We start from the raw sequence: 20,035 nt of genomic DNA, 5'->3' as shown, positions 1-20,035 counted from the left end.
TTCTCGCTGCCTGCAGGGAAGGGGTTGCTCCCGCCGCCGCGACGGGCGGCCCAGAAGCCAACGTAAAACGCGTGCATCCGACGGCCTTCCTTGGCGGCCTTGGACTTTTCAATCATCCTCTTTCGACGGTTCCGGCACATAACGGTCATCCCTGACCTCGGGGTTCATCACGTTGGGCTGCCAGCGCGTAATGCGCCCGCAGCGCTCGACCTGCGAGACGTACACCCGCAGCCGCCGCGCGACCTCGCGCTGGTCCTTGAGTGTCCTTTCCTTGACTCTGGTCCGCATAGGGCACTCCTTTGCCCACGCCTCGCTCATCCGTGCGCAGACTCCCGATCAGAACGGAATGATCCTGCCCGGCCCCTGGGCGAGCATGACCGCCCAGTCGGCACTGGTCAGTTCAGCGGGCTGCTTGGCGGGGAAGAGTTCACCGAGGATTCTGAACCACTCGCCCTCAATGGCCTGCTGGTCCCATTTGGGCGCGGGGCAGTGCTTGCAGAACTCTGCCCATGCCTGCTCCATGGTCGCCGTCGCCGGAGCTGCCGAAGCCGCCGGCGCGGGAGCCTGAGCAGGCCGCGGGGGCGGGGTCTGTGCCGGCGCCGGCGTGCCGCCAGCCTGGGCACGCAAGCGTGCGCCAAGGCGGGTATTGATCGTCCGGCGCAGGACATCGTCGCCCTTGCTCACGCCGGCGGCCGAACTGCCGTGGGGATTGAGGAACTGGACCTTGATGCGGGTCTTGCCGTTGTACTGCTCGGCGCCCAGCTTCACCTGCACGGGCTTTTCGCGCAGATTCTCGGCATTGTCCTGCATCCAGAACGGGTCGCGCCCGTCCCAGCCCAAAGACGCCTTGAGCGAGTCGATGGCAGTGGTATTGAGAGCGCCGTCTTTCTTCTCCAGATAGAAGTAGCCGGTGATCTCCATGCCTTCTGCAGAGCAGTCGATCCAACTGCCATTGGAAAGCTCCTCATACAGCCGCAGCAGAATCGAGCACGTCAGCAGGTTATTGGGACCACTCTGGGTGATCCCGATATCGAGCGGGTACGCATTGAACAGGCCTTCACGGTTAGGAAGCATTGCACACAACTCCTATTTCTGGCCCAGCAGGCGGGCCCAGACGGCGGTATCGAACTTGTTCAGGGGCATGGGCTCACTCATCGTGCGGCTCTTGGCCATGCAGTGCGGCAGTTCCACCGGGTAGATGGTCCGGGTACCGCTGCCCTTGGCTTTGCCGTCTTTGGCATCGAGGTCGTAGCCGATGAAGAGCACGTGATCGGCCCACTCACGCACGCGCAGGCGGATCGAGTTTTTGCCGCTGGCGGGACTCTGGAGCCTGGGCTCGTAACGGATGTAATCTTCGCCGGCGGGATTGGGCACTTCGGCCGTGCAGTCGTGCGCGATGAGCACGACATTGCGGCCCGCGCGCACGTGCTGGTCAAGATCGCCCAGCAGCGCCAGGAACGTCTCGTAGATGTGCGAGTAGCCTTTGCCGAAGCCGTAATCCTCGATCCGCTCGATCCGGTTGCCCTTCTCGTGGGGTACATTCTTGATCACCCAGGCGGCCGCCCACTCTTCGGCCTTGGTCGCCGAGTCGATTACGATGGTCTTGATCTGATCCCAGCCGCGCATATGCAGCGCATCGCGCAGACCCTGCCAACCCTCAGCGCCGCTCCTGTCCTGGATTGCCGCGACGTTGTTGATCACTTGCTGGAGCTGCTCGGGCAATTGCCCCCGCAGGACCGGCAGCGATTCCTCCAGGTCAAAGATGGCCAGGGGATGGGGCCCCGTCACGGACCACGTAGTCTTGCCAACGCCGCCGGGGCCGTAGACAACGATCCGGTGGCCGGCGCCGGAGGGGATGCTCCCAAAGGCGACTTGGTCCTGTGCCGTCTGAACGGGCGGCGCGTGACGGTGGAGAATTGTGCTTCGGGCGGGTACTCCTACTGCAGTCATGACAGAATCCTTTCTGGTACAAAATGCCCAGCCGCATCAGGCAGACAGTTCCGGATGCGGGTCGGCGATAATCTCAAAGCCAAGGGGCGTCTGCCCCGGATCGACGTGGATGTTGTTGAAGCACAGTTCGCTGTACTCGCAGTACGCGCAGGTCATTCGATTGATGTTGCGATACCAGCGCCCGTGCGCCATCGAATCCTGGAGGGCACAGATCTGCTGCCACAGCTCGACCTGGAACTCCCGCAGTTCATCTTCCAGGGTCGGAATCTCGCGGCGCTGGAAGTAGTACTCGGGCCGCTCATTGATGTCTTCATAGAGGCGCGTGCTGTACTGCTCGGGCGTCTCGGTCTTCTTGCAGCGGATGGTGGGCTTGCGGGTGACGTCATAAAGACACGTCGAAACGTCATAGCCCGCCGCCCGCGCCGCCAGGATGTACAGGGAGAGCTGGCTGTCGGCGTGCAGCCGCTGCCAGTAATCGCTGTTTGGGCCGATGTCTTCGCCGGCGGTTTTGTACTCCAGCAGGGCAAGCCGTCCGTCGTCCATGCGAACGATGGCGTCGATCTTGCCGGCTAGGCTGAAAAGCTCGCTTACCAACTGAGTCGCCGGATCCACGAGAGGGATGCTGAAGGTCGTTTCGCTGGCCATCAGCTCAAGGTTGTCTTTCGAGTACCGCCAGAAGTGCGCCTCCAGAAGCTGCCTCAGCGTCTGGTACTCGACCTGCCAATCAGCCGGCTCCGCCCAGTCGGGGCAGATGTCGTAGGCGGACTTAAGCCAGGCCAAGACGACCATTGAGGGCGAGCCCTTGTTGAACATATCCAGGCCCGCATGGAACGCCGAACCAAATCGCAAGGCCACCGCCCTGCGCGCCCGCACCAGCCTGTAGAGGTAGCGGTTGCGATACTTGCGAGGGCAGAGGCGGTAGGTACCCAAAGCTGTGTTGGTCAGGATCGTCATGGCCTGGGCTCCTGCGACATGATCCGCTCCTCCAACTGCCGCCATTGGCTCCGGATCTTCTCCAGGTCCGCCAGGGATTCTCGGTACATCGCCTCCGCATCGGCCATGCGCTTCAAGATGTCCGCCGCCAGGCGAATGTCATCTGGGCTGGCTTTGCTGAATCTGGCCAGGCTCGGCGAAGACGCCGTCGAAGGCCCCGGCGCCTGGGCCACATCAACCGGCCGATCCTGATAACGATCCTGAAGCAGTTGCTGGGCCTGCGGGGGGGTTAGCACTTGGATTTCTCCCAGTTCAGCGCCTCGACTTGCTCGCAGCATAGACGCCGAGTGATTGGCGGATCGCTGTGCGCCGAACAACCTGGCACGATTTAGTTCAGGCTTGAAGCCGTGGTATGGGGACACATAGAACCGCATGTTATCCACGTCGGCGACAATCCAGGGGCCGCCCTGAATTGCCTGCTCGACCTGCTGTGTTGCTGTTTGAATCACGGGCTCTGCCTTCTCCGGCTGCTGTGGTTGTTCTGATGACGGTGGCGGCTGCGGGTGATTCACATTGCCCGCCGCCCACGTATGTAGGTCCGTCAATGGCACACGCTCCTTCTTCCTGTGTCTCTGGAATGGCTGGACGATCCCGAACTGCCCCTCGATGCGGATCAGCCGCCCGCGGCCAAAGTGCTGGCTGGAGCCGTGGGAGCGGATGCGGACATTGCTGCCGATGTGCTCATGGGGGTTGTGAAGGTGCATCAGATTCCGGCCTCCTCCAGCCGTTTTTGAGCAGCGCGGATGGCTCGAAGCCTGGACGCCGGCCCCATAAATACCCTGGGCTTGGGTCGAAGGTGATAATCCACCAGCGGCTCTTCAGCCTTCGCAACCGCCACAAAGAAGCGATTCATTGCCGCCAGTGACGTGACGATATTGCGGCCGACCTTGATGTATTCCAGGCGAACGCCGTGTATGCCGATGCGGCACCATCGCCAGATGGTGTTCACGCGGGGGCGCTTGCCATCTATTGGAGGCAGCGCGTCCACCGCCTGTCTGAGAGTGATCAGTTTTTCCTGCTGGATATCGATTGTCATCGCCCACTCCTGCAGCACACAGTACAGGTGCCGTCAACACCCTCTAGCATGACAGAAGTTCAAGGGCCTTGGGGGCGCATAGGGGGCGCTTAGCGGGCGCTTTGGGGACGATTAAGGGGCGCTCTCAGCGCGCACAAAACCGGCGGCAAAGGAGGACAACGCCTCCTCTGCCGCCGGCGTGGATGCGTTAGCCAAACTTGGCCATCACTTCCAGGGCTCTGCGATTATCTTCTTCGGCGTAGATGGTGGTGACGGCGGAACTGCGGTGGCCCAGGATGATGCGGGCACTCTCCAGACCAAACTCTTTTCGAAGTTCCGTCGCAGCATTGTGGCGAAGCTGGTGGGGGTGCCAGCGATGCTCCCGGCGCCACTGCTTGACCTGCTCTCGCAGGTCGGGGTCCTTCTTCAACCTTTTGAAAAAGGCGTCCCTGCTTTCGCCCTTCTTGCGGCCGAGATTTTCGGGCAGTGGGAACGCACGTTCGCATGCCTGGGCGATGGCATTGCCGTAGCTCTGCGGATCGTAGTGGTCGTGACGCAGCCGGCTCGGTTTGTCTTTGCGGTTGCTGCCGGGCTTGTTGCCACATGACAGCGGCGTATCGCGATCTTCGTGCATCTTTTCTCTGCGGGCTGCTTCGGCCTCGATGGGCGAGAAGCAATACGCCTCGCCAGGACGCAGCAGGTACTTTGTAACGATCTTCTGCGCGTTGGGGCCCATGTAGATATTGCGTTCGTGGCCGCGATAGGCGGTCTTGTGGTCGGTGGGTTTGTAGACCCAAATCTTTCCGCTGCGGTCAATGTCGCAGGGCCGCATGATGACGATCTCGCCGCTGCGGGCGGCGGTGAACAGTTGAAGCTGGATGATCGCCCAGACCTGTTGGCTGACGAAGGGCCTGATAGCCTCGACCATGTGCATCGGCACGGGCCTGACGGTGCGACCCTCCCGGACCTGGCAGTGGCCGCGTTTCAGGCCCACGACGGCCTGCAGCGAGTGATAGCTGTTGCCGGGCACCAGTTCGTTTTCGGTGGCCCAGCGGAAGATGCGTTTGATGCGGCCAACGTGGTGGTTGACGTTGATGCGGCACCAGCCTTTATCAATCATCTCCTGGCGGAGTGCCTTGAGGGCCAGGGGGCCAAAGTCGGCGGCTTTTGAGAATCCGTAGAGTTTCTTGATCATCTTGAGCAGTTGCTTGAAGTGCGCCAGCTCGGTGGTGGGCTTGCCGGTGGGGGAGACGTAGTACGTCTTGGCATACTGCCAGAACAGGTCCGCCAGTTCGATGATCGTCAGGGTGTTCTTGTCCTGGGGCAACATGCGCCCGCAGGCCAGCCACTCGGCGATGAGTTGGTGATAGCGCTGCTTCGTCCTGGGCTGGTCATAGTCGCCCAGGTAAAACCATCGGCCGTCGATGATGACATAGCCTTGGTTGGTTTTTTTATGGCGGCAGAGGGATGGAGTATTTTTCGAGCGGTTTTCCTGAACATCGCACGCAGGATCAGGGACAGGGGCATCGGGGGGCAGGGTACTCATGGCAGCCGTCTCCGTTAGCAAGTGGTAGTACTACCACTTTTGCCTTCAGTTACGGCCGCCCACACCCAAACAGGTGGTTCTCACAACTGGTGAGAGGGCCTTTATTTACCTTCACTACGGGCGACAGGGGTCGAACCTGTAACCTTCGGTTCCGTAGACCGATGCTCTATCCATTGAGCTACGCCCGCTTGCGTTTCGATTCCTCCGGATTCTAGCCTTATCGCCAGCAGAATCAAGGGGTTTCTCAACTCCACTGCCGCTGAAAATGAAAAACCCCGCAGAGGCGGGGTCTTTCGGTTCTGTCACGACGGCGGCTGGGGCTTATTTTTTCTGGGGCGCCAGCAGTTGCGTGTTGGAGTTGGTCGGTGGCGACAGCGGGCTGGAGGAGCCCCCGTCGGCACTGGTGCTCTCGATCAGCTTGAGCCGGGCGGTATAATCGTTAAGTCGGGCGGTTTCCCAGTTCAGGTCGCGCATGGGCATCATGATACCCTTGCCGGTGATCTCGCTGAAGGTCCAGGCCTTGACGCTGTCGTCATCCTGGCGCGTGACGGTCAGATACGTCTTTCGGGTGTAGTTGTCCCCGCTGTTGGTGATGACCACGCGCGACTCGCTGGTGTGTTTGACGATCTCATGGCGAACGTCCAGCGTCGGATAGAATGAATCGTACGCGGGGTGCCGGTCGGCCGGACCGTAAAGATTATCCGGGGCGTGGGAATCGAACTTCGGATACGCCAGCATCAATTCCTGAACGGCCCGCAGATACGACACGTGGTACGTCTGCTGGGTGCATCCGCCCAAGGCTGTCAGTGCCGTCGCCGTGATCAACGCCAGTCGAATGGTCATGGTAGTATTCTCCCGCAAGGACTATACCTGCCGCAAACGCATCGTGCAAGGCAAGGCCACCCTGATTTTGCAGCCGGCGACACAGAGACGCAGAGGTCCAGAGGAGGACAGGGAATCTAAGAAAGAGCCGACAGGATCCTGTTTGAACCGTGCGGCTATCAGGGCGCCTGTTTCACGGCCGGCTGGGTGGCCGGTTGTGTGGCGGCGGATTCGACGTTGAGTTTTCCGTCGCGGATCAACTCGGCCTTGCGGTCAAGGAGCATCTTGGCGCGTTGGTCGGCGGGCATGTCCCGCATTTGGGCTCGCTGCTCGGCGGTGAAGCTGGCCACGACGACCTGGAGCCACCTGGCCCGCTCGCGGTAGGCCTGCTGCTTCTGGGGCGTCATGCGGCTGAGCTGTTCGTAGCGTTCCAGCAGGCGTTTCTGTTCGGCGGGGTTGGCGCTCTCAAAGGCCAAGGCGGTGCGGCGCATCTGGTCGCGCTGCTCGGGCGAGAGCTGCTCCCACTGGCGGCGATTGTGTTCGAGCGACGCCGACAGCGTTCCGGCGGCGATCTTCTCCAGCCGCCGCTTGAGCAGCAACTGCCGCGCGATGCTTCCTGCGGCGGGTTTGGGGTCGTCGGCCGAGGCGGCCTGCGCGGTCAGGAAGATAATCCCCGCGGCAGCTATCGCCAGAAAGTTTCTCCAGGTCGTCATCATCACATTCCCCCGCCCGCGGAGTCTTCGATGCGGTCAATCGCCTCAAGGGTATCGTAGTTTGCCGCGACAGCATAATTCTGGAAGAAGTCCAGGTTCTCGACGATCATCCGGTCGCTGCCCTCTACCGATGCCAGGTTGGTCTTGACGGTCTGATCGGCCTTCTGGGCTACCGTGTCGGTGCGGCCTGGGGTCTGCTTGCCCTCGTTGTTGACCAGGAGGATGGCCACCACGATGGCTGCGGCCGCCGCCATGCCCGACATTGCCCCGACCAGCCTCAGCACGACACGCCGCGATTGGGCGCGCTGCTGGTGGATGCGGGCGATAATCCGCCGCTCAAGGTCGGCCGCCGGCGGCTCAACCGCCCAGGCATCCAGCGTTTGTTCCAGGTCCGCGATCTCGCGATAGGCCGCCGCCCAGACCGGATCGCCAGCCACTTTGGCTTCGATTTCGGCCGCCGCGGGGCCTTCGATCTCTCCGTCATGCCAGGCGGAAAGTTCGTCGCGCTGTGATTGTGTCAGTCTCTCGTTCATTGCTCGTCTGCGTTAGAACCCGGATCGATCCGAACCGTCCCGTGCGGTTGCATGGACCGATTGCCTATCTCTATGACTTCAACCGGCCACTTCTGGAACCGGACTAATGATTTCGTTTTTTCTTGAAGATTTTTCTTGCAAGAAGAAACGGGGCACTTTTGCGGCATTTTCAAATGCGATATCGCCGCCGGACGGACCGGCGCCGCTAGTGCGACATGTATTTCTTCAGCGAATCGCGCAGCGAAGTTCGCGCTCGGCTGAGGAGGCTCTTGACGGCCATGGGAGAGCATTTCAGCACGTAGGCGATATCGCGGTAGGAGCTGCCTTCATACTTATTAAGGATGATGGCGATGCGTTGATTTTCGGGCAGGTCGTTGACGGCCTGGGCGAGCAGGTCGTTCATTTCGTGCTGGGAAAGACCGTGTCCGGGGGCTTCCTGGCGGTAATCGGGAATCTGCCTTTGGTAGTCTTCGTCCTGCGAAGTGCTGTAGCCGTCGAGTGGGACGGTGGGGGAGTTCTTTCTGGCCCGCAGGGCGTTGAAGGATAAGTTGGCGGCGATTCGGTACAGGAACGTGCTGAAGCGGGCGGTGGGCTTGTAGCGTTTCGACGCTCGGAAGACGCGCAGGAAGACTTCCTGCGTGAGGTCTTCGACCATGATCGGGTCGAGGATGAAACGGGAAACGATCGCGTGTACGCGCTGCGTGTTTCGGGCGATGAGTTCGTCGAAAGCTGCGGCCTCGCCGGCCTGGTAACGCAGCATCAGCTGCACGTCCGGGTCGCTGGACTTCCAGTTCCCTTTGACGGCGCGCGGGTTGCTTTGTTCTGATGTCGCGATAACACTGCTCCTGCTTTGCGTCCGGTCGGGGACGGGGACGTGGAGTGCGGGATTAAGGGGATTGAGAGGATTAAGAAAAAACTAAAGCCGAAGAGTTCTCAATCCTGTCAATCACTCGAATCCGTGTAATCGCACTGTCCCTGTCTCGGTCCGTATCTCCAGTCTTCAGTTTTAATCCTCTTAATCCCCCAAATCCAGTAATCCCGCACTCCCTGTCATTGGGTCGGAGAAGAAACAACCGACGACGAGGACGAGGACGACGACGAGGACGAAAATCCGTTCTCCGTGCATCTCTCGTTTTTTAATCCTCTTAATCCTCTTAATCCTCTCAATCCCGCACTCCCCGTCCCTGTCCCTGTCCCGTCCCCCGTCCGTGTCCTATTCCTGCGGTTCCTTTCGCAGGCGCAATTGTCCGCACGCGGCGGACTGTCCGCCCCCGCGCGACTGGCGCACGTGTACGTTGACGCCGCGGTTTTTCAGGCGGGCGGCGAAGTTGCGGACCGCGCCGCTGGTGGGCCTATTATACGGGCAATCGTCGGTGGGATTAAGAGCGATCAGGTTCACGTTGCACCGCACGCGCCGGGCGAGATTTGCCAGCGCATCGGCGCAGAGCATGGTGTCGTTGACCGAATCGATCAACACGTACTCGAGCGTCACCTCGCGCTTGCGCGACTGGAAGAAGTATTCCGCGGCCGACATCAGTTCGTCGATGCTGTCCCGGACGGCGGGCATGATCGAGCGGCGCAGCTCATCGGTCGGCGCGTGGAGGGAGATGGCCAGCGTAATGGGGAGGTTCTCATTGGCCAGGCGGCGGATGGCCCGGGCCGGTCCGATGGTCGAGATCGTGATGGACCGGGCCGAGAGGGCGAAGCGGTCAGGGTCGATCAGCGAGCCGACGGCGGCGATGGTGGCGGCATAGTTCGCCAGCGGTTCGCCCATGCCCATGAAGACGACGTTGGTGATGCGCGGCGCCGCCATGGCACCCGGATTAGCCAGGGCGTGGCGCAGGTGGAGCACTTGCTGGAGGATTTCGGCGGCGGTCATGTTCCGCACGAACCCGCCGGCGCCGCTGGCGCAGAAGCGGCAGCCCATGGCGCAGCCGATCTGGGTGGACAGGCAGGCGGTGGCGCGCGAGGGTTCGGGTATCAGCACGGTCTCTGCCCGCTGGCCGTCGGCGAACTCGATCAAGAGCTTGGTCGTTCCGTCGGCGTCCTGGTCGGAGGCGACGAGGCGGGAGCTGAGGATCTCCACTCCCAGGGCGCACGTTGCGGCGGCGTCGGGGGAGGGGGGGGCTGACTGTCTTGCCTTGGGCAGGTTGGTCATGGCGGCCGGGTCGGTGATGCCTTTGACGAAGACCCAGTCGGCCAGTTGGTCGGCGCGATAGACGGGAAACCCAGCGTGGGTGACCGCCTGGCGCAGTTCGTCTCGCGACATGTCGAGAATACTGGCGGGCATCATTTTCGCCTTTCAAGCAGCGCGGTCATCTCGGGCGAAGCCAGGAAGCTTTCAAAGGCCGCCACGTCGGGGAAGATGCGGTCGCTGTAGGCCCGCACGACCCAGTTGGCCACCAGGGGCGTGATGGTCAGCACGACAGCCCCGCTGGCGGCGGCGGCGTGCATCTCGATGGCCGTGCCCATCGAGGCACTGGGCAGATAGGCGACAAGCAGATCGCACGCGGCCGCCAGGGCGATACCCTCGGCCAGCGTGCGGCGGATTTCGGGCAGCTCGTAGCGGATGCTCTGGGGGTGCTGCGTGTAGTGGCAATAGACTTCCGCCCCCGCAAGGCAGCGGTCCAGCGCCGCTTTGATGGGTACGCGCCAATCCTGGCAGTGGATGTCGGCCTCGACGAGCGAACCCTGGATGATGCCGGCTAGAAAGACTTTCATGACATTAGTACGAGCATACCGCGCGGGGCACTAGAAAGAAAAAACCGACGACGAGGAGGACGAGGACGACGACGAGGACGGAAAACCGCTCCATCCATCCATCCATCCATCCATCCACTACTTCTTTTGTTTCTTGGATTCCCTTCGGGCGGAGGCGAACCAGTGCAGGATCAGCATGGCCACGCCGGCCACCAGCAGGGCGTCGGCGATGTTGAAGACGTAGGGGTAGCCCAGTTGCCCCCAGTCGACGAAGTCCCGCACGTGGTAGCGTATGGGCGGCATGGAGGCGTCGGGGATCGCCACGCAACTGAACAGGCGGTCATACAGATTGCCCAGCGCCCCGCCCAGCAGCAGGGCCATCGCCACGTGCGTCCACCAGGCCTTGCGGTCCGAAGCGGCGAAGAAGTAGAAAATCAACCCGGAGGTCAGGATCGTCACCGCAGCCACTACCAGCCGTGGCATGGGCAGACCGAACACCACGCCGGGATTGGTGGAGATCGTCAGTCGCGTTCCGGCGACGGTTTGCGTGCGGGGCGAGAGAATATCGAGGACCTCTTTGGAGAGTTGTTCAGCGGGACGGCCGGGGTGGTCTTCCTGCAGGCGGGCGTAGATCCGGTCGGCTTTGACAGCCAGGTCAGGATCGTCCAGCAGTTGCTGGAAGACGTAGTGTTTGGACCCCAGATCGCTGGCTAAGCCGGCGGCGGCCACCAGCAGAAACAGAATCACCGCCAAGGGGCTTTTCACAGCCGGCTCAGTATCGGCGCGATGCTGCGGATCGGCCGCGGTCGGCGGGCGCTGTTTGGCGGGGCTCACCGTCACCTACTCGTCGTCAAGGGCGTCGTCGCGTTCCTTCTCGTCGTCTTCGTCGTCAGCGGCTTCATCTTCTTCGTCTTCATCCTCGTCGACGTCTTCTTCATCGGCGGGACGAGCCTTGACGTTCTCGTCTTCGCCGTCGGCCTGTGCGGCCATTTCTTCGACGGGCTTGGCCAGGCCTTTTTCGATCAGGCGGGCGTATTCGATGGTGTACTTGGCCCAAGGTCTGGCCATGAGGCGGCTCTTGCCGATGGCTTCGCCGGTACCCAGGCAGATACCGTAGGTTCCGCGGTCGATGCGTTCCAGGGCCTGGTCAATCTCAACCAGCAGCGCCCGCTCACTTTCGAGCAGACCGAGGGTGAACTCCTGCTCGTAGTTGTCGCTGCCCAAATCGGCCAGGTGCGTGGGCATGTGGGAAAGCTCGCCGTGACCTTGACGAGACCGCATGGCCGTGGCTTCCATCCCGCTCAGATCGCCCAGAAGTGACTGTCGCTTCTGGAGTAACAGTTGGCGAACCTCCGCCAACTCGCCCTTGCTCAACTGGCACTTGACCTTGGGAGACGCCGCCGGCTTGGATGCCTCGGGCGCGAACGCCGCAGGCTTGGTCTTCTTGACCGGTTTGGCTGCTTTGGAGGACTTTGCCGCCTTCTTGTCTTTGTTGACGCGAGCCTTTTCTGCCACCGTGGGTTTCCCTTGTATGGTTGGAACAAAGGCGGCGGTCGGCAGTGCTGACGCCGGCCGCCTGGCGATTCACAGACCAGGAAGTATAGGTAACCCCACATCGGCTGTCAAGACAATCGACCCGCCAAGGCGCAATACTGCGGTGACGGGAGCAGAAGCTTCCGCGGAGGCTTCAATAGCTACCGGCCCGCTGGCGGCTACCACCGCAGCCGCACCAGTGACAGCGGCGGCAGGGTGATCGTGCCGCCCTTGAGGGCCGGGGGCTGGACTGTCGCAAGAGTGCCGCTGGGCAGGTCTCCGCACATCATGGCCGCGTCGGCGGGGGCGTTGGGGCGGATGTCGCCAAGATCGAGTTCCGCACTTTGCCGGTCATCGCGATTGACGGCGAAGAGGTATGTGCCCGAGGCATTCTGCAGCGCCACCGCGTCGACGGCCTGGGCGTTGCCCAGGGCGGGCGAGTCGATCTCCAGCGGCAGGACGGACCCGGGCAAGGCGGGGCGGTAGAGGCGGAAGACGTCGCCGAGGCAGTATTCTGTCGCGTCGGCGCCGCGGTGGACGATGATGCCCATCGTGTTGATCAGGTTGTAGAAGTGCGCCACTTCCAGGTCCGGCGAGAGACGCACGAAGTTGTGCAGCATCCCCGCCACGAACATCGCGTGGACGACATAATACGGTTCGTCGAAGTTATGCCCGTCGCGGTGGCTGGCCTGGCACCAGTAGTTCCACTCGGCGATGCCGACGTTGGTCTTCAGCCCGCGATTCCGGCAGGCGGCGATGTAGTTGGCCAGCGCGGCCTCGAAGTTCACCACGCTGTCGACGACGCGCGTCATCTGCTCGCGCGGCTCGACGGTGCCGGCCGCCCACGTGTCCGTGCTGACGCCTTCGGGCTGGAGGCCTTGTCCGGCGTAGGTCTGGCACTGGATGACGTCGAGCATGGGCCCGACTTCGTCGAGCACGGCGGCGGTCCACTCGGGTGCGGCTTCCTTGGGGTCATGCGAGAGGCCCGGCCCGACGCCGACGATGCGCGAGTTGGGATAAGCGGCCTTGATCGCCGGCACGTATGTCCGCACCGTCTGGGCGTACATCTTGCTCGTCATGTACGCCATGGTCTGGACATAGGGATGGTTGCCGATGTGCCAGTAGATCATCGGCGGCGTGATCCCGCGGGCGGCGTACCAGTCGGCGACATACTTCGCCCACGCGCCGGCCTCGTCGGCGTTGCCCGTTCCGAGGTTCACCGTCAGCGTGGGGGTGATGCCCTGGTCGTGGCAAAGCTGCAGATATTCGTCAGTGCCGAAGTCGTAATAGATGAACCAGTCGCGCGTAAAAGCCGCGTCCTGAACCGTCGGCCGCAGGTGCGCCGGGCCGGTGCCGTGCCGCCAGTTGTAGTTGGTCGAGACGATCCCGCCGGGGAACCGAAGGGCGGGGATCTGCATCGAGGCCATCATGTCCAGCACCGGTTTGCTCAGCAGGTCCTGCCCCTTAGGGCGCAGGTGGATCTGGTCGATCCACACATGCCCCTCGGTCTTGAGCCCCACGGCCAGGCACGCGTCGTTGTCGTCGACCGGCACGGTCAGTTCCGCCGTGTAGCGCATGAACTGCGGGCAGTCGATGACGATCTCGGCAGAAGCGTACACCTTGCGGGCGGCGGGCATGGGCATGAGGTTGGTATAGATCGTAACTGGCTCGCCCATGCAGCGGGCCCAGAGCTCGACGACGAGCGTCTCGCCGGCTCGCACCTGGCGCTTGTTCTGCGTCAGGCAGGCCCCGCCGGTGAGGTAGTGCGCCCAGCTTCCCATCATCCCCGCGCCGCTGACGAGCTTGTGCTTGAGGGCGGCCATGCAACTGCCGCCTTCCCACTGCGGCGCCAGCCCCGTCACCGGGTGCGCCGGGCCGACAAACTTGGGATTGTCCAGCCGGTCGCTCAGCAGGCCGGGAATCGTGTCGATGCACGCCTCGATGTTGTGAGCCAGCAACATCTGGCTGGCGGTCTTGGTCGCGTTGCCGGTGAGCTTGATCGTCGCGTTCATGTTGTCTTTTCCTGTGTTTTATTCACCGCAGAGGACGCAGAGACCGCAGAGAGGGAAGAAGGATGATTGGATGACTGGATGAACGGCACCAACCGCGGGTATCTATCCCATCCATCCATCCATCCATCCTTTTCCCTTCCTCTGCGGTCTCTGCGAACTCTGCGGTGAACTATTCTTCGGGCGATTCCCATTCAACCCCGTTCATATATCGCGAGGCTTCTTTGAGCACCGCGGCGTGATGGCCGTAGGCGGCCGCCACGTGGTGGATGTACGGGCCCATGATGAAGGTGCGTTCCCACTTGGGCCAATCGGCAACCTTCATCCACGCGTAGACGTTCTGCGTGTCGGGGCCTTGGCAGGTTTCGCCCTGGCCGCTGCAGAGGCGGTAGCTGCCGGTGTCGCCGTCGAAGCGGCACACGGTCAGCGGGCCGTCCTTCATGCGCCAGTGGCACGAGCCCGGCTCGATGCCCGGCAGGATCCAGTGCGGGCCGACGCTGCGGCGGCTTTGCGGGTGCGCCAGGCTCAGCGGGAATCCGCAGTGCCACAGCAGCACCGCGTCGTCGCGGGAGGGGTGGCGGATCGTCAGGTCCGCCAGGAACGTCGGCTCGGCGCCCATTGCGGCGTGCTGGAGCAACTGGCAACTGATCGCGCCGTGGATGTCGGTCTCGGTCGAGCAGGGGATCCCGCTCTGGGCCAATTCGCCGTGGACGAACTCGATCATCGAGCCCAGTTCGTTGCAGATCGACATGAAGCTCTCGATGGCGAATGCCGTAAGGCCCAGGTCGGTTGCGCGGTGCAGCATTTCGTCGCGCAGGGCCAGCACGTTGATGAACGCGTCGGGGCCGTCGAAGCCCTCCAGTTCCAGGCGGTGCTGCGTCTTGAGCTGTTCGATCTCGTCGAGATAGCTCTTGCGGGCGCCCGCGGCACGCGTGCGGGTGGCGGCGATGATGTCGATCAGGTCGATGGGCACGATCTCGATGCCGAATCGCTCGAGCAGTTCGCTCTCGTTGACGATGCAGGTGTAGAAGAAGTCGATGCGCTTGCCGACCATGCCGATGCGCATCCGCCGCCAGCCTTTGACGACGTTCGCCGCGGCCATGAACTGCACGATGCCCTCCGCCAGGGCGGGCTCTTCCATGCGGCAGTTCTCGATGTACGTGAACGTGACGCCGAGCTTTCGCAGGACCTTGCTGGAGGCGAAAAGCCCGCAGAGCGTATCGCGCAGGCGCGAGCCGTCGGCCAGCGGCGCCTCGTCGCGCGGACCCCACAGCAGCGTGGGCACATTCAGCTTGCGGGCGATCATGCCCGCGGCGCCCTCGGTGCCGAAATTGCAGTGGGGCAGGAACAGCGCGTCGATGTTCTTGCCGCGCAGCTCATTGACGGCCGCGTCCACGTGCCGCTGGTCGCGCACCATTCCATCAGGCAGCGCCGCGTCGAGGTTGACGTAGTTGACGCCCAGCCGGGTCAGCAGCGCCTCGATGCGGGCCTTGTACGCCATGGCGTCTTCATGCGAGAAGACGAACTTCCCGATGGGGGCAACCCCCAGCAGGGGACAGTTCGAAGTTGTCATGATGCTGCTCCGAAAGAGTGTTCCGGCCCGGTCAGTTCACCGACCCCGAACCGGACCGCGCAAGATTTCACCACGCCGCCCGCGGCGTTGACAGAAAAAACATTCCGATCACTTCGCATACGGTTCTTTCAGCGTCTGACGACGCGAGGCGACGAGAGCTTGCTCTTGTCCGGTACGAGGATGGCTGCGCCCTCGGCCATGAACTGCACCTCCAGCCAGGGCTGGGGAGTCTTTGCGGCAGAGGCGACCCAGACGTCCGAGACGCCGGAGGGCATCACGTATTGCCTGGCCTCGACGGGCAGCTCGGCCAGTTTGTTCCAGTTGGCGTCGAAGAGGGCGGCCGTCGCTGCGCCGGTATATTCGAGATACTGCCCGCTGGCGATGCGGCCCTTGATGGTCAGCGTGCCCGCGCCGGTGTGGATGACGGGGTTCTCCAGCATCGCGGGAATCTCGGCCAGGGCCTTAATTCCCTCAACGAGCGCCGAGGCTTTGGTCAGCGGCGGCACGTGGCCGTAGCCCAACAGGAAGTCGTGTGCCCGGCCGTAGTCGAACGTCTTGGCGCAGGCGTACCGCCAACCCCAATCGGCGTTGGCCCAGGCGGCCTCGCCGCTGGGGCTCTCGACGTAGCGGCGGCCTTTGAAGTCGAGCTTGACGACCCAGTCGCGCCCGTGCCCGCCGGTGGGCAGGGCGTGCAGGAGCAGCGTCGCCCCGCCGGCGTCGCCGGTGACATACATGCCGATCGCGCGGCGGTGCAGCATGTCCACCGGCCGATGGAACGCGGGCAACTGGCTGACCTCCCAGCGGTCGACCGCCCGCTGGTTGTCCAGGGTCAGTTCCAGGCCCGCGCCTTTGGAGCGAATCAGCGTGTCGGAGGGATTGGTGATCTCCGTAATCGTCGGCTGCAGCGAGAGGTTCTTGTCGCTGTCGTAATCGTGCGCGTACAGCACGCGGATGACGAACTGGGCCGCCTGAGCCTTGAACGGATTCTCCAGCGAAAGCTTTTCGCCAGGCTTTATGTACTGCCGCGGACCGACGGCGCCGTGCTCCTGGCCGTGGAACCATTTCACGTCGCCGCTCTTGCGCGTGAGTACTTTCAGCGGGACGATCTTCCACCCGCCGGCGGTTCTGCGCGGCACGTAAACCTGATCGCCCTGCGCCCAGCCGGGGTCGAAATGATTCGATGTCGATGGGGCGGCTGTGAACTTCTCGCGCTGCACGTCGGTGAGCAGATAGCTGACAGCTCGCCAGTCGTTAACTGCTTGAATAATCGCGTCGGTGCGGCCGTGAGTCTTGAGGGCTTCCACCGTCGGCCCGCGGTCGCTGGAGCGGATGCCAAAGGCGTGCGTTCCGCGTGCGGCTGCGGCGCTGAGCTGATGGTGAGCGTCGAGGATGCTGCTGGCCGGGCGCGAGGGCTGGTCGAGGATGATGTCCGCGTGCCCGCCGCGCGAGGGGCCTTGCAGCTTCCGCGTGGAATTGAAGCGGTATTCCAGCCACGCCCGCGGCGCGCGGCCGCTGCTGGTGTGGCAGACGGTGGGGTGATCGAGCCGCGAGTAGACCTCGGCTGCGAACTTCTCGTCATGCCCGGCGCCGAAGAAGTTGTGGATCTCGATGCCGTCGAGAATCGCCTGCGTGATGCGGCAGCGATTGAGCAGGCCGGCGTAGTCCGCGGCGATCTCGCTCAGCAGCGTCGAGTTGTTCTCGGGCACGAGGTTCTGCCCGTACGCGACGACCAGGCCGGCCGAATCCGCCCCGGCGCCGTGGGCAGCGGCAGTGGTGCTGCCGAACCCGCGGCGGCAGTCTTTGAGCGTCCAGACTTCTTTATCCGTATCCTCGAACGAGCCGACCTGCACCAGTTCGTCCTCGATGCGCACGATGTTGCACCCCATCCAGTGCGGCAGGGCGGGGGGGCGGTAGTCGAAGGCGCCCCAGTTGACCTTGTCGGACAGCACGAAGGGCGCCTCGACGCCGGCGGCCGGGCGGAACTTCAGCGTGCGATCTCTTGCCGAGACCGCCGCGGCCAGCTTGCCGCCTCCCCAGCTTGCCAGGCGCCGGTCGGGCTTTGTGCCGACGTACCTGGGATTGTGAAAGCCGATCCCGCCGCTGACGTAGTGCAGCTCGAGGCCCAGGCCCATCGCGGCGAGGTGGTTGGAGTATTCCTCCAGGTCGGCCTCGCCGGCGGGGAAGATGTCGGTATTGATGCCGGCGGTGGTTTTGTGGTCGGGCCAGTACTCGCCCCGCCAGCTCCAGGGCATGAGGTAGACCGCGCTGACGCCGGCGGCCTTGGCGTACTTGGCGCCGTCGTAGAGGTCCTGGGGCTTGGTCGGCTCGAGGTAGAAGACCGCGAACTGCGGCCAGGGCGTGCGGTCGCCGAACCGCTTCTGCCATGCGGCCAGCCATTGCTTGGCGCGATCGTAGGTCCACGCGCCTTCAACGGCCGGGTGCGGCAGCGGTTGGTCGGCCCAGATGTGCAGGAGCGTGTCGTCCTCGCCGGCGTCGCTGGTGCAGAGGTAGATCGAGAATCCCCCGGGCGCGTCGCCGATGGTCCGCTGCCACAGGTGCGGCCATGAGACCTTGAGCGTCTTGCCTTCGCTCGTCACGCGCGTCAGCGGATCGTACGGCAGCGCCCGCACGGAATCGTCGACGAACTTCATCTCCAGCGTCAGCGCCAGGTCGCCGGTGGTGGCAAACCCGATCAGCCGCACGATCTGCAGCCCGATGTGCCCCGTGCCGCTCTTGACGGCAAGATGGACCTGCTGGGTGGCGTTGTCGCTGGAAGCAATGAGCGTCTGCCCCTCGACGCGCACGCGGTTGAGCGGGATGACCATCCCCCCGGCCCCGCACGCGGCAAACCCCGCACCCGGGTCGGCCACGTTCAGCAGTTCTTTGCCATCGGCAGTCTTGAGCGATGCCGGCCTGCCGTCGGCCGAAAACTGCAGCGAGAACCGGTCCGTCTTGACAAGGGCCATTTGGCCCGCGGATATCGATGCCGCCGTCATGATGATTGCTCCGATGATGGTTGGACCTGTGGTCATCTCTATTGTCAAACCATCCAACTGCACCACAGGCCTACGAAAAGAAGCTTTCCTGCCCTGCGCTGCCTCGCTTGCAGGCGGGGACATGGCGGCTGGACAACGGCCGCCATGGCACCGGGCACCTGCCCCGGCGTTCCATACTCAACATTCCAAGATTCCATCATTCCATTCTTCCGTTTGTGGTTTTTTACTCCGCGCCCTCTGTGCCTCTGTGGTAAGTTCCTGTCTTTGGAGGCCTGCCATGGCAATGTCCGACAAAGACCGCAAGATCGTTCGCGACCTGGCCGCACAGGTGGCCGCGATCGCCGCCGACCCGATCCAGCAGCAGACCATCGATCTGTGGAAGCGCCACAACGCGATGCAGAAGACGCGCCCGCCGATGTTGCTGTACGACGGAACCGGCCACGAGACCGGCAACCGCTATGAGCTGCTATGCACCGACGATTTCGCCCGCGGGCAGGAGGCCGGCCTGCGCGGGCAGATCTATCACTGGGAACATCAGCGCGACGACCACGTCTGGCGGCCGAAGATCGAGTGCGACATCAAGATCGACTGCACGCCGATGGGCCTGAGCGAGAAGTCCACGCGGCCGGACCACCAGTTCGGTTCGCGGCAGTTCCACGAGGCTTTGCACGACGACGCCGACCCGTCGATGATTCCCGACCCGGTCGTGACCGTCGATTGGGAGACGACCAACCGCCGCTTCGAGCAATTGTCCGAGCTCTACGACGGCATCCTGGAAGTCTACAAGAACGGCGTGTGGGTACACTGGTTCGCGCCGCTGGATTTGTTCATCACCGTGCGCGGCATCGAGCAGCTCATGCTGGACATGATTGACCGGCCCCAGTGGGTGCATGCCTGGCTCAAGCGCTTCGCTGACTGGGAGATCAACCGCCTCAAGCAGTGCGAGGCCCTGGGCGTCATGACGCTTAACAACGACGCACGCTTCGTCGGCTCCGGCGGCGAAGGCTGGACGGACGAACTGCCGCTGAAGGACTTCAACGGCACCGTGCGCATGAAGGATCAGTGGGGCCATGCGGCCGCCCAGATCTTCTCGGAAGTCTCGCCGGCGATGCACGAGGAGTTCGCCCTGCAGTACGAGGCGCCGTTCCTGAACCTCTTCACGCTCAAGTGCTACGGCTGCTGTGAGCCGCTGCATCACAAGGTGGACGTGATCTTCAAGCACGTTCCGGACCTGCGGCGTCTGAGCATGAGCCCCCGCGCCGACGCCTTCCGCGGCGCCGCCGCACTCGGCGGCCGCGCGATCTTCTCGTACAAGCCCAACCCCGCCGACATGGGGATGACGAACTGGGACGTGAGCATCCTGCGGGCCAACCTCAAGAAGGTGCTCGACTGCTGCTACGCCAACGGCTGCATTCCCGAAGTCGTGATGAAGGACCTGCACACCGTCCGCGGCGACGTGAAGCGCATGTGGGACTGGGTCGCCATGGCCCGCGAGCTCTCGGCGGAGTACGCCGTCTGAGGATGCGCTAGCCCGAAAACTGCATGAACCGCAGAGATCGCAGAGTACGCAGAGAAGCAAATGGCTCAAAACAAGACCATCTAACGTCGCCGTCGGCGTTAATCTGAAAAACAGACTGTCCATGCGCCCCGCT

At 63.2% G+C, this 20,035-nt stretch carries 19 protein-coding genes and 1 tRNA gene; 1 reads left to right on the top strand and 19 read right to left on the bottom strand.

Features of this window, described 5'->3' with window-relative positions; all coding sequences use genetic code 11:
- Positions 1–108: 108 nt before the first annotated feature.
- The 19 genes from ABFD92_07690 to ABFD92_07600 all read right to left on the bottom strand — a co-directional run bounded on the left by ABFD92_07690 (position 109) and on the right by ABFD92_07600 (position 18,383).
- Positions 109–288, bottom strand: a complete 180-nt coding sequence (locus ABFD92_07690) for a hypothetical protein (protein MEN6504403.1) — start codon at positions 286–288, stop codon at positions 109–111.
- A gap of 48 nt (positions 289–336) precedes the next feature.
- Positions 337–1,074: a hypothetical protein gene (locus ABFD92_07685; protein MEN6504402.1), complete on the bottom strand. Its 738-nt coding sequence runs from the start codon at positions 1,072–1,074 to the stop codon at positions 337–339.
- Positions 1,075–1,086: 12 nt separating this feature from the next.
- Positions 1,087–1,950, bottom strand: coding sequence for an ATP-binding protein (locus ABFD92_07680; GenBank protein MEN6504401.1), 864 nt, complete (start codon positions 1,948–1,950; stop codon positions 1,087–1,089).
- A 36-nt stretch (positions 1,951–1,986) separates the two neighbouring features.
- Positions 1,987–2,904: a PD-(D/E)XK nuclease family protein gene (locus ABFD92_07675; GenBank protein ID MEN6504400.1), complete on the bottom strand. Its 918-nt coding sequence runs from the start codon at positions 2,902–2,904 to the stop codon at positions 1,987–1,989.
- The gene (locus tag ABFD92_07670; GenBank protein ID MEN6504399.1) at positions 2,901–3,647 is read right to left on the bottom strand and encodes a hypothetical protein; all 747 of its coding nucleotides are present in this window, start codon (positions 3,645–3,647) and stop codon (positions 2,901–2,903) included. The genes ABFD92_07675 and ABFD92_07670 overlap by 4 nt, the downstream gene beginning before the upstream one ends.
- A complete protein-coding gene (locus tag ABFD92_07665; GenBank protein ID MEN6504398.1) occupies positions 3,647–3,979 on the bottom strand; it encodes a DUF1580 domain-containing protein in 333 nt (110 codons plus the stop codon). The genes ABFD92_07670 and ABFD92_07665 overlap by 1 nt, the downstream gene beginning before the upstream one ends.
- 187 nt (positions 3,980–4,166) lie before the next feature.
- Entirely contained in the window at positions 4,167–5,504 is a 1,338-nt protein-coding gene (locus ABFD92_07660; GenBank protein MEN6504397.1) for a tyrosine-type recombinase/integrase, read from the bottom strand.
- 115 nt (positions 5,505–5,619) lie between these two features.
- A tRNA-Arg gene (locus ABFD92_07655) sits at positions 5,620–5,692 on the bottom strand.
- A 133-nt stretch (positions 5,693–5,825) separates the two neighbouring features.
- Entirely contained in the window at positions 5,826–6,347 is a 522-nt protein-coding gene (locus tag ABFD92_07650; protein MEN6504396.1) for a hypothetical protein, read from the bottom strand.
- Between the two features lie 158 nt (positions 6,348–6,505).
- Positions 6,506–7,039 carry a DUF3106 domain-containing protein gene (locus tag ABFD92_07645; GenBank protein ID MEN6504395.1) on the bottom strand — a complete coding sequence of 178 codons (534 nt, stop codon included), beginning with the start codon at positions 7,037–7,039 and terminating at the stop codon, positions 6,506–6,508.
- A 2-nt stretch (positions 7,040–7,041) separates the two neighbouring features.
- Positions 7,042–7,572, bottom strand: a complete 531-nt coding sequence (locus ABFD92_07640; protein ID MEN6504394.1) for a hypothetical protein — start codon at positions 7,570–7,572, stop codon at positions 7,042–7,044.
- A 205-nt stretch (positions 7,573–7,777) separates the two neighbouring features.
- Positions 7,778–8,332: a sigma-70 family RNA polymerase sigma factor gene (locus ABFD92_07635; GenBank protein MEN6504393.1), complete on the bottom strand. Its 555-nt coding sequence runs from the start codon at positions 8,330–8,332 to the stop codon at positions 7,778–7,780.
- A gap of 453 nt (positions 8,333–8,785) precedes the next feature.
- Entirely contained in the window at positions 8,786–9,862 is a 1,077-nt protein-coding gene (rlmN, locus tag ABFD92_07630) for a 23S rRNA (adenine(2503)-C(2))-methyltransferase RlmN (protein ID MEN6504392.1), read from the bottom strand.
- Positions 9,862–10,293, bottom strand: a complete 432-nt coding sequence (locus ABFD92_07625; protein ID MEN6504391.1) for a hypothetical protein — start codon at positions 10,291–10,293, stop codon at positions 9,862–9,864. The genes rlmN and ABFD92_07625 overlap by 1 nt, the downstream gene beginning before the upstream one ends.
- A 117-nt stretch (positions 10,294–10,410) precedes the next feature.
- Positions 10,411–11,106, bottom strand: a complete 696-nt coding sequence (locus ABFD92_07620) for a signal peptidase II (GenBank protein MEN6504390.1) — start codon at positions 11,104–11,106, stop codon at positions 10,411–10,413.
- A gap of 6 nt (positions 11,107–11,112) precedes the next feature.
- Positions 11,113–11,787, bottom strand: a complete 675-nt coding sequence (locus ABFD92_07615) for a TraR/DksA C4-type zinc finger protein (protein MEN6504389.1) — start codon at positions 11,785–11,787, stop codon at positions 11,113–11,115.
- Positions 11,788–11,984: 197 nt separating this feature from the next.
- The gene (locus ABFD92_07610) at positions 11,985–13,817 is read right to left on the bottom strand and encodes a hypothetical protein (protein MEN6504388.1); all 1,833 of its coding nucleotides are present in this window, start codon (positions 13,815–13,817) and stop codon (positions 11,985–11,987) included.
- Positions 13,818–13,986: 169 nt separating this feature from the next.
- A complete protein-coding gene (locus tag ABFD92_07605; GenBank protein MEN6504387.1) occupies positions 13,987–15,387 on the bottom strand; it encodes a fucose isomerase in 1,401 nt (466 codons plus the stop codon).
- 128 nt (positions 15,388–15,515) lie between these two features.
- On the bottom strand, positions 15,516–18,383 hold the full coding sequence (locus ABFD92_07600; protein MEN6504386.1) for a hypothetical protein: 2,868 nt from the start codon (positions 18,381–18,383) through the stop codon (positions 15,516–15,518).
- 277 nt (positions 18,384–18,660) lie between these two features.
- Here ABFD92_07600 and ABFD92_07595 point away from each other — a divergent pair, with 277 nt between their 5' ends.
- On the top strand, positions 18,661–19,902 hold the full coding sequence (locus ABFD92_07595; GenBank protein MEN6504385.1) for a hypothetical protein: 1,242 nt from the start codon (positions 18,661–18,663) through the stop codon (positions 19,900–19,902).
- The last annotated feature ends 133 nt before the right edge of the window (positions 19,903–20,035 follow it).

This window comes from Planctomycetaceae bacterium, assembly GCA_039680605.1.
In the GTDB taxonomy this organism is placed as follows: domain Bacteria; phylum Planctomycetota; class Phycisphaerae; order SM23-33; family SM23-33; genus JAJFUU01.
Note: the sequence above shows the minus strand (reverse complement) of the source record. Positions and strands in the feature narration are given on the sequence as shown.

Excerpts from the sequence above, each read along its gene's own strand:
- ABFD92_07690 (MEN6504403.1), bottom strand. The coding sequence starts at position 288 with ATGCGGACCAGAGTCAAGGAAAGGACACTCAAGGACCAGCGCGAGGTC.
- ABFD92_07685 (MEN6504402.1), bottom strand. The coding sequence starts at position 1,074 with ATGCTTCCTAACCGTGAAGGCCTGTTCAATGCGTACCCGCTCGATATC.
- ABFD92_07680 (MEN6504401.1), bottom strand. The coding sequence starts at position 1,950 with ATGACTGCAGTAGGAGTACCCGCCCGAAGCACAATTCTCCACCGTCAC.
- ABFD92_07675 (MEN6504400.1), bottom strand. The coding sequence starts at position 2,904 with ATGACGATCCTGACCAACACAGCTTTGGGTACCTACCGCCTCTGCCCT.
- ABFD92_07670 (MEN6504399.1), bottom strand. The coding sequence starts at position 3,647 with ATGCACCTTCACAACCCCCATGAGCACATCGGCAGCAATGTCCGCATC.
- ABFD92_07665 (MEN6504398.1), bottom strand. The coding sequence starts at position 3,979 with ATGACAATCGATATCCAGCAGGAAAAACTGATCACTCTCAGACAGGCG.
- ABFD92_07660 (MEN6504397.1), bottom strand. The coding sequence starts at position 5,504 with ATGAGTACCCTGCCCCCCGATGCCCCTGTCCCTGATCCTGCGTGCGAT.
- ABFD92_07650 (MEN6504396.1), bottom strand. The coding sequence starts at position 6,347 with ATGACCATTCGACTGGCGTTGATCACGGCGACGGCACTGACAGCCTTG.
- ABFD92_07645 (MEN6504395.1), bottom strand. The coding sequence starts at position 7,039 with ATGACGACCTGGAGAAACTTTCTGGCGATAGCTGCCGCGGGGATTATC.
- ABFD92_07640 (MEN6504394.1), bottom strand. The coding sequence starts at position 7,572 with ATGAACGAGAGACTGACACAATCACAGCGCGACGAACTTTCCGCCTGG.
- ABFD92_07635 (MEN6504393.1), bottom strand. The coding sequence starts at position 8,332 with ATGCTGCGTTACCAGGCCGGCGAGGCCGCAGCTTTCGACGAACTCATC.
- rlmN (MEN6504392.1), bottom strand. The coding sequence starts at position 9,862 with ATGCCCGCCAGTATTCTCGACATGTCGCGAGACGAACTGCGCCAGGCG.
- ABFD92_07625 (MEN6504391.1), bottom strand. The coding sequence starts at position 10,293 with ATGAAAGTCTTTCTAGCCGGCATCATCCAGGGTTCGCTCGTCGAGGCC.
- ABFD92_07610 (MEN6504388.1), bottom strand. The coding sequence starts at position 13,817 with ATGAACGCGACGATCAAGCTCACCGGCAACGCGACCAAGACCGCCAGC.
- ABFD92_07605 (MEN6504387.1), bottom strand. The coding sequence starts at position 15,387 with ATGACAACTTCGAACTGTCCCCTGCTGGGGGTTGCCCCCATCGGGAAG.
- ABFD92_07600 (MEN6504386.1), bottom strand. The coding sequence starts at position 18,383 with ATGACGGCGGCATCGATATCCGCGGGCCAAATGGCCCTTGTCAAGACG.
- ABFD92_07595 (MEN6504385.1), top strand. The coding sequence starts at position 18,661 with ATGGCAATGTCCGACAAAGACCGCAAGATCGTTCGCGACCTGGCCGCA.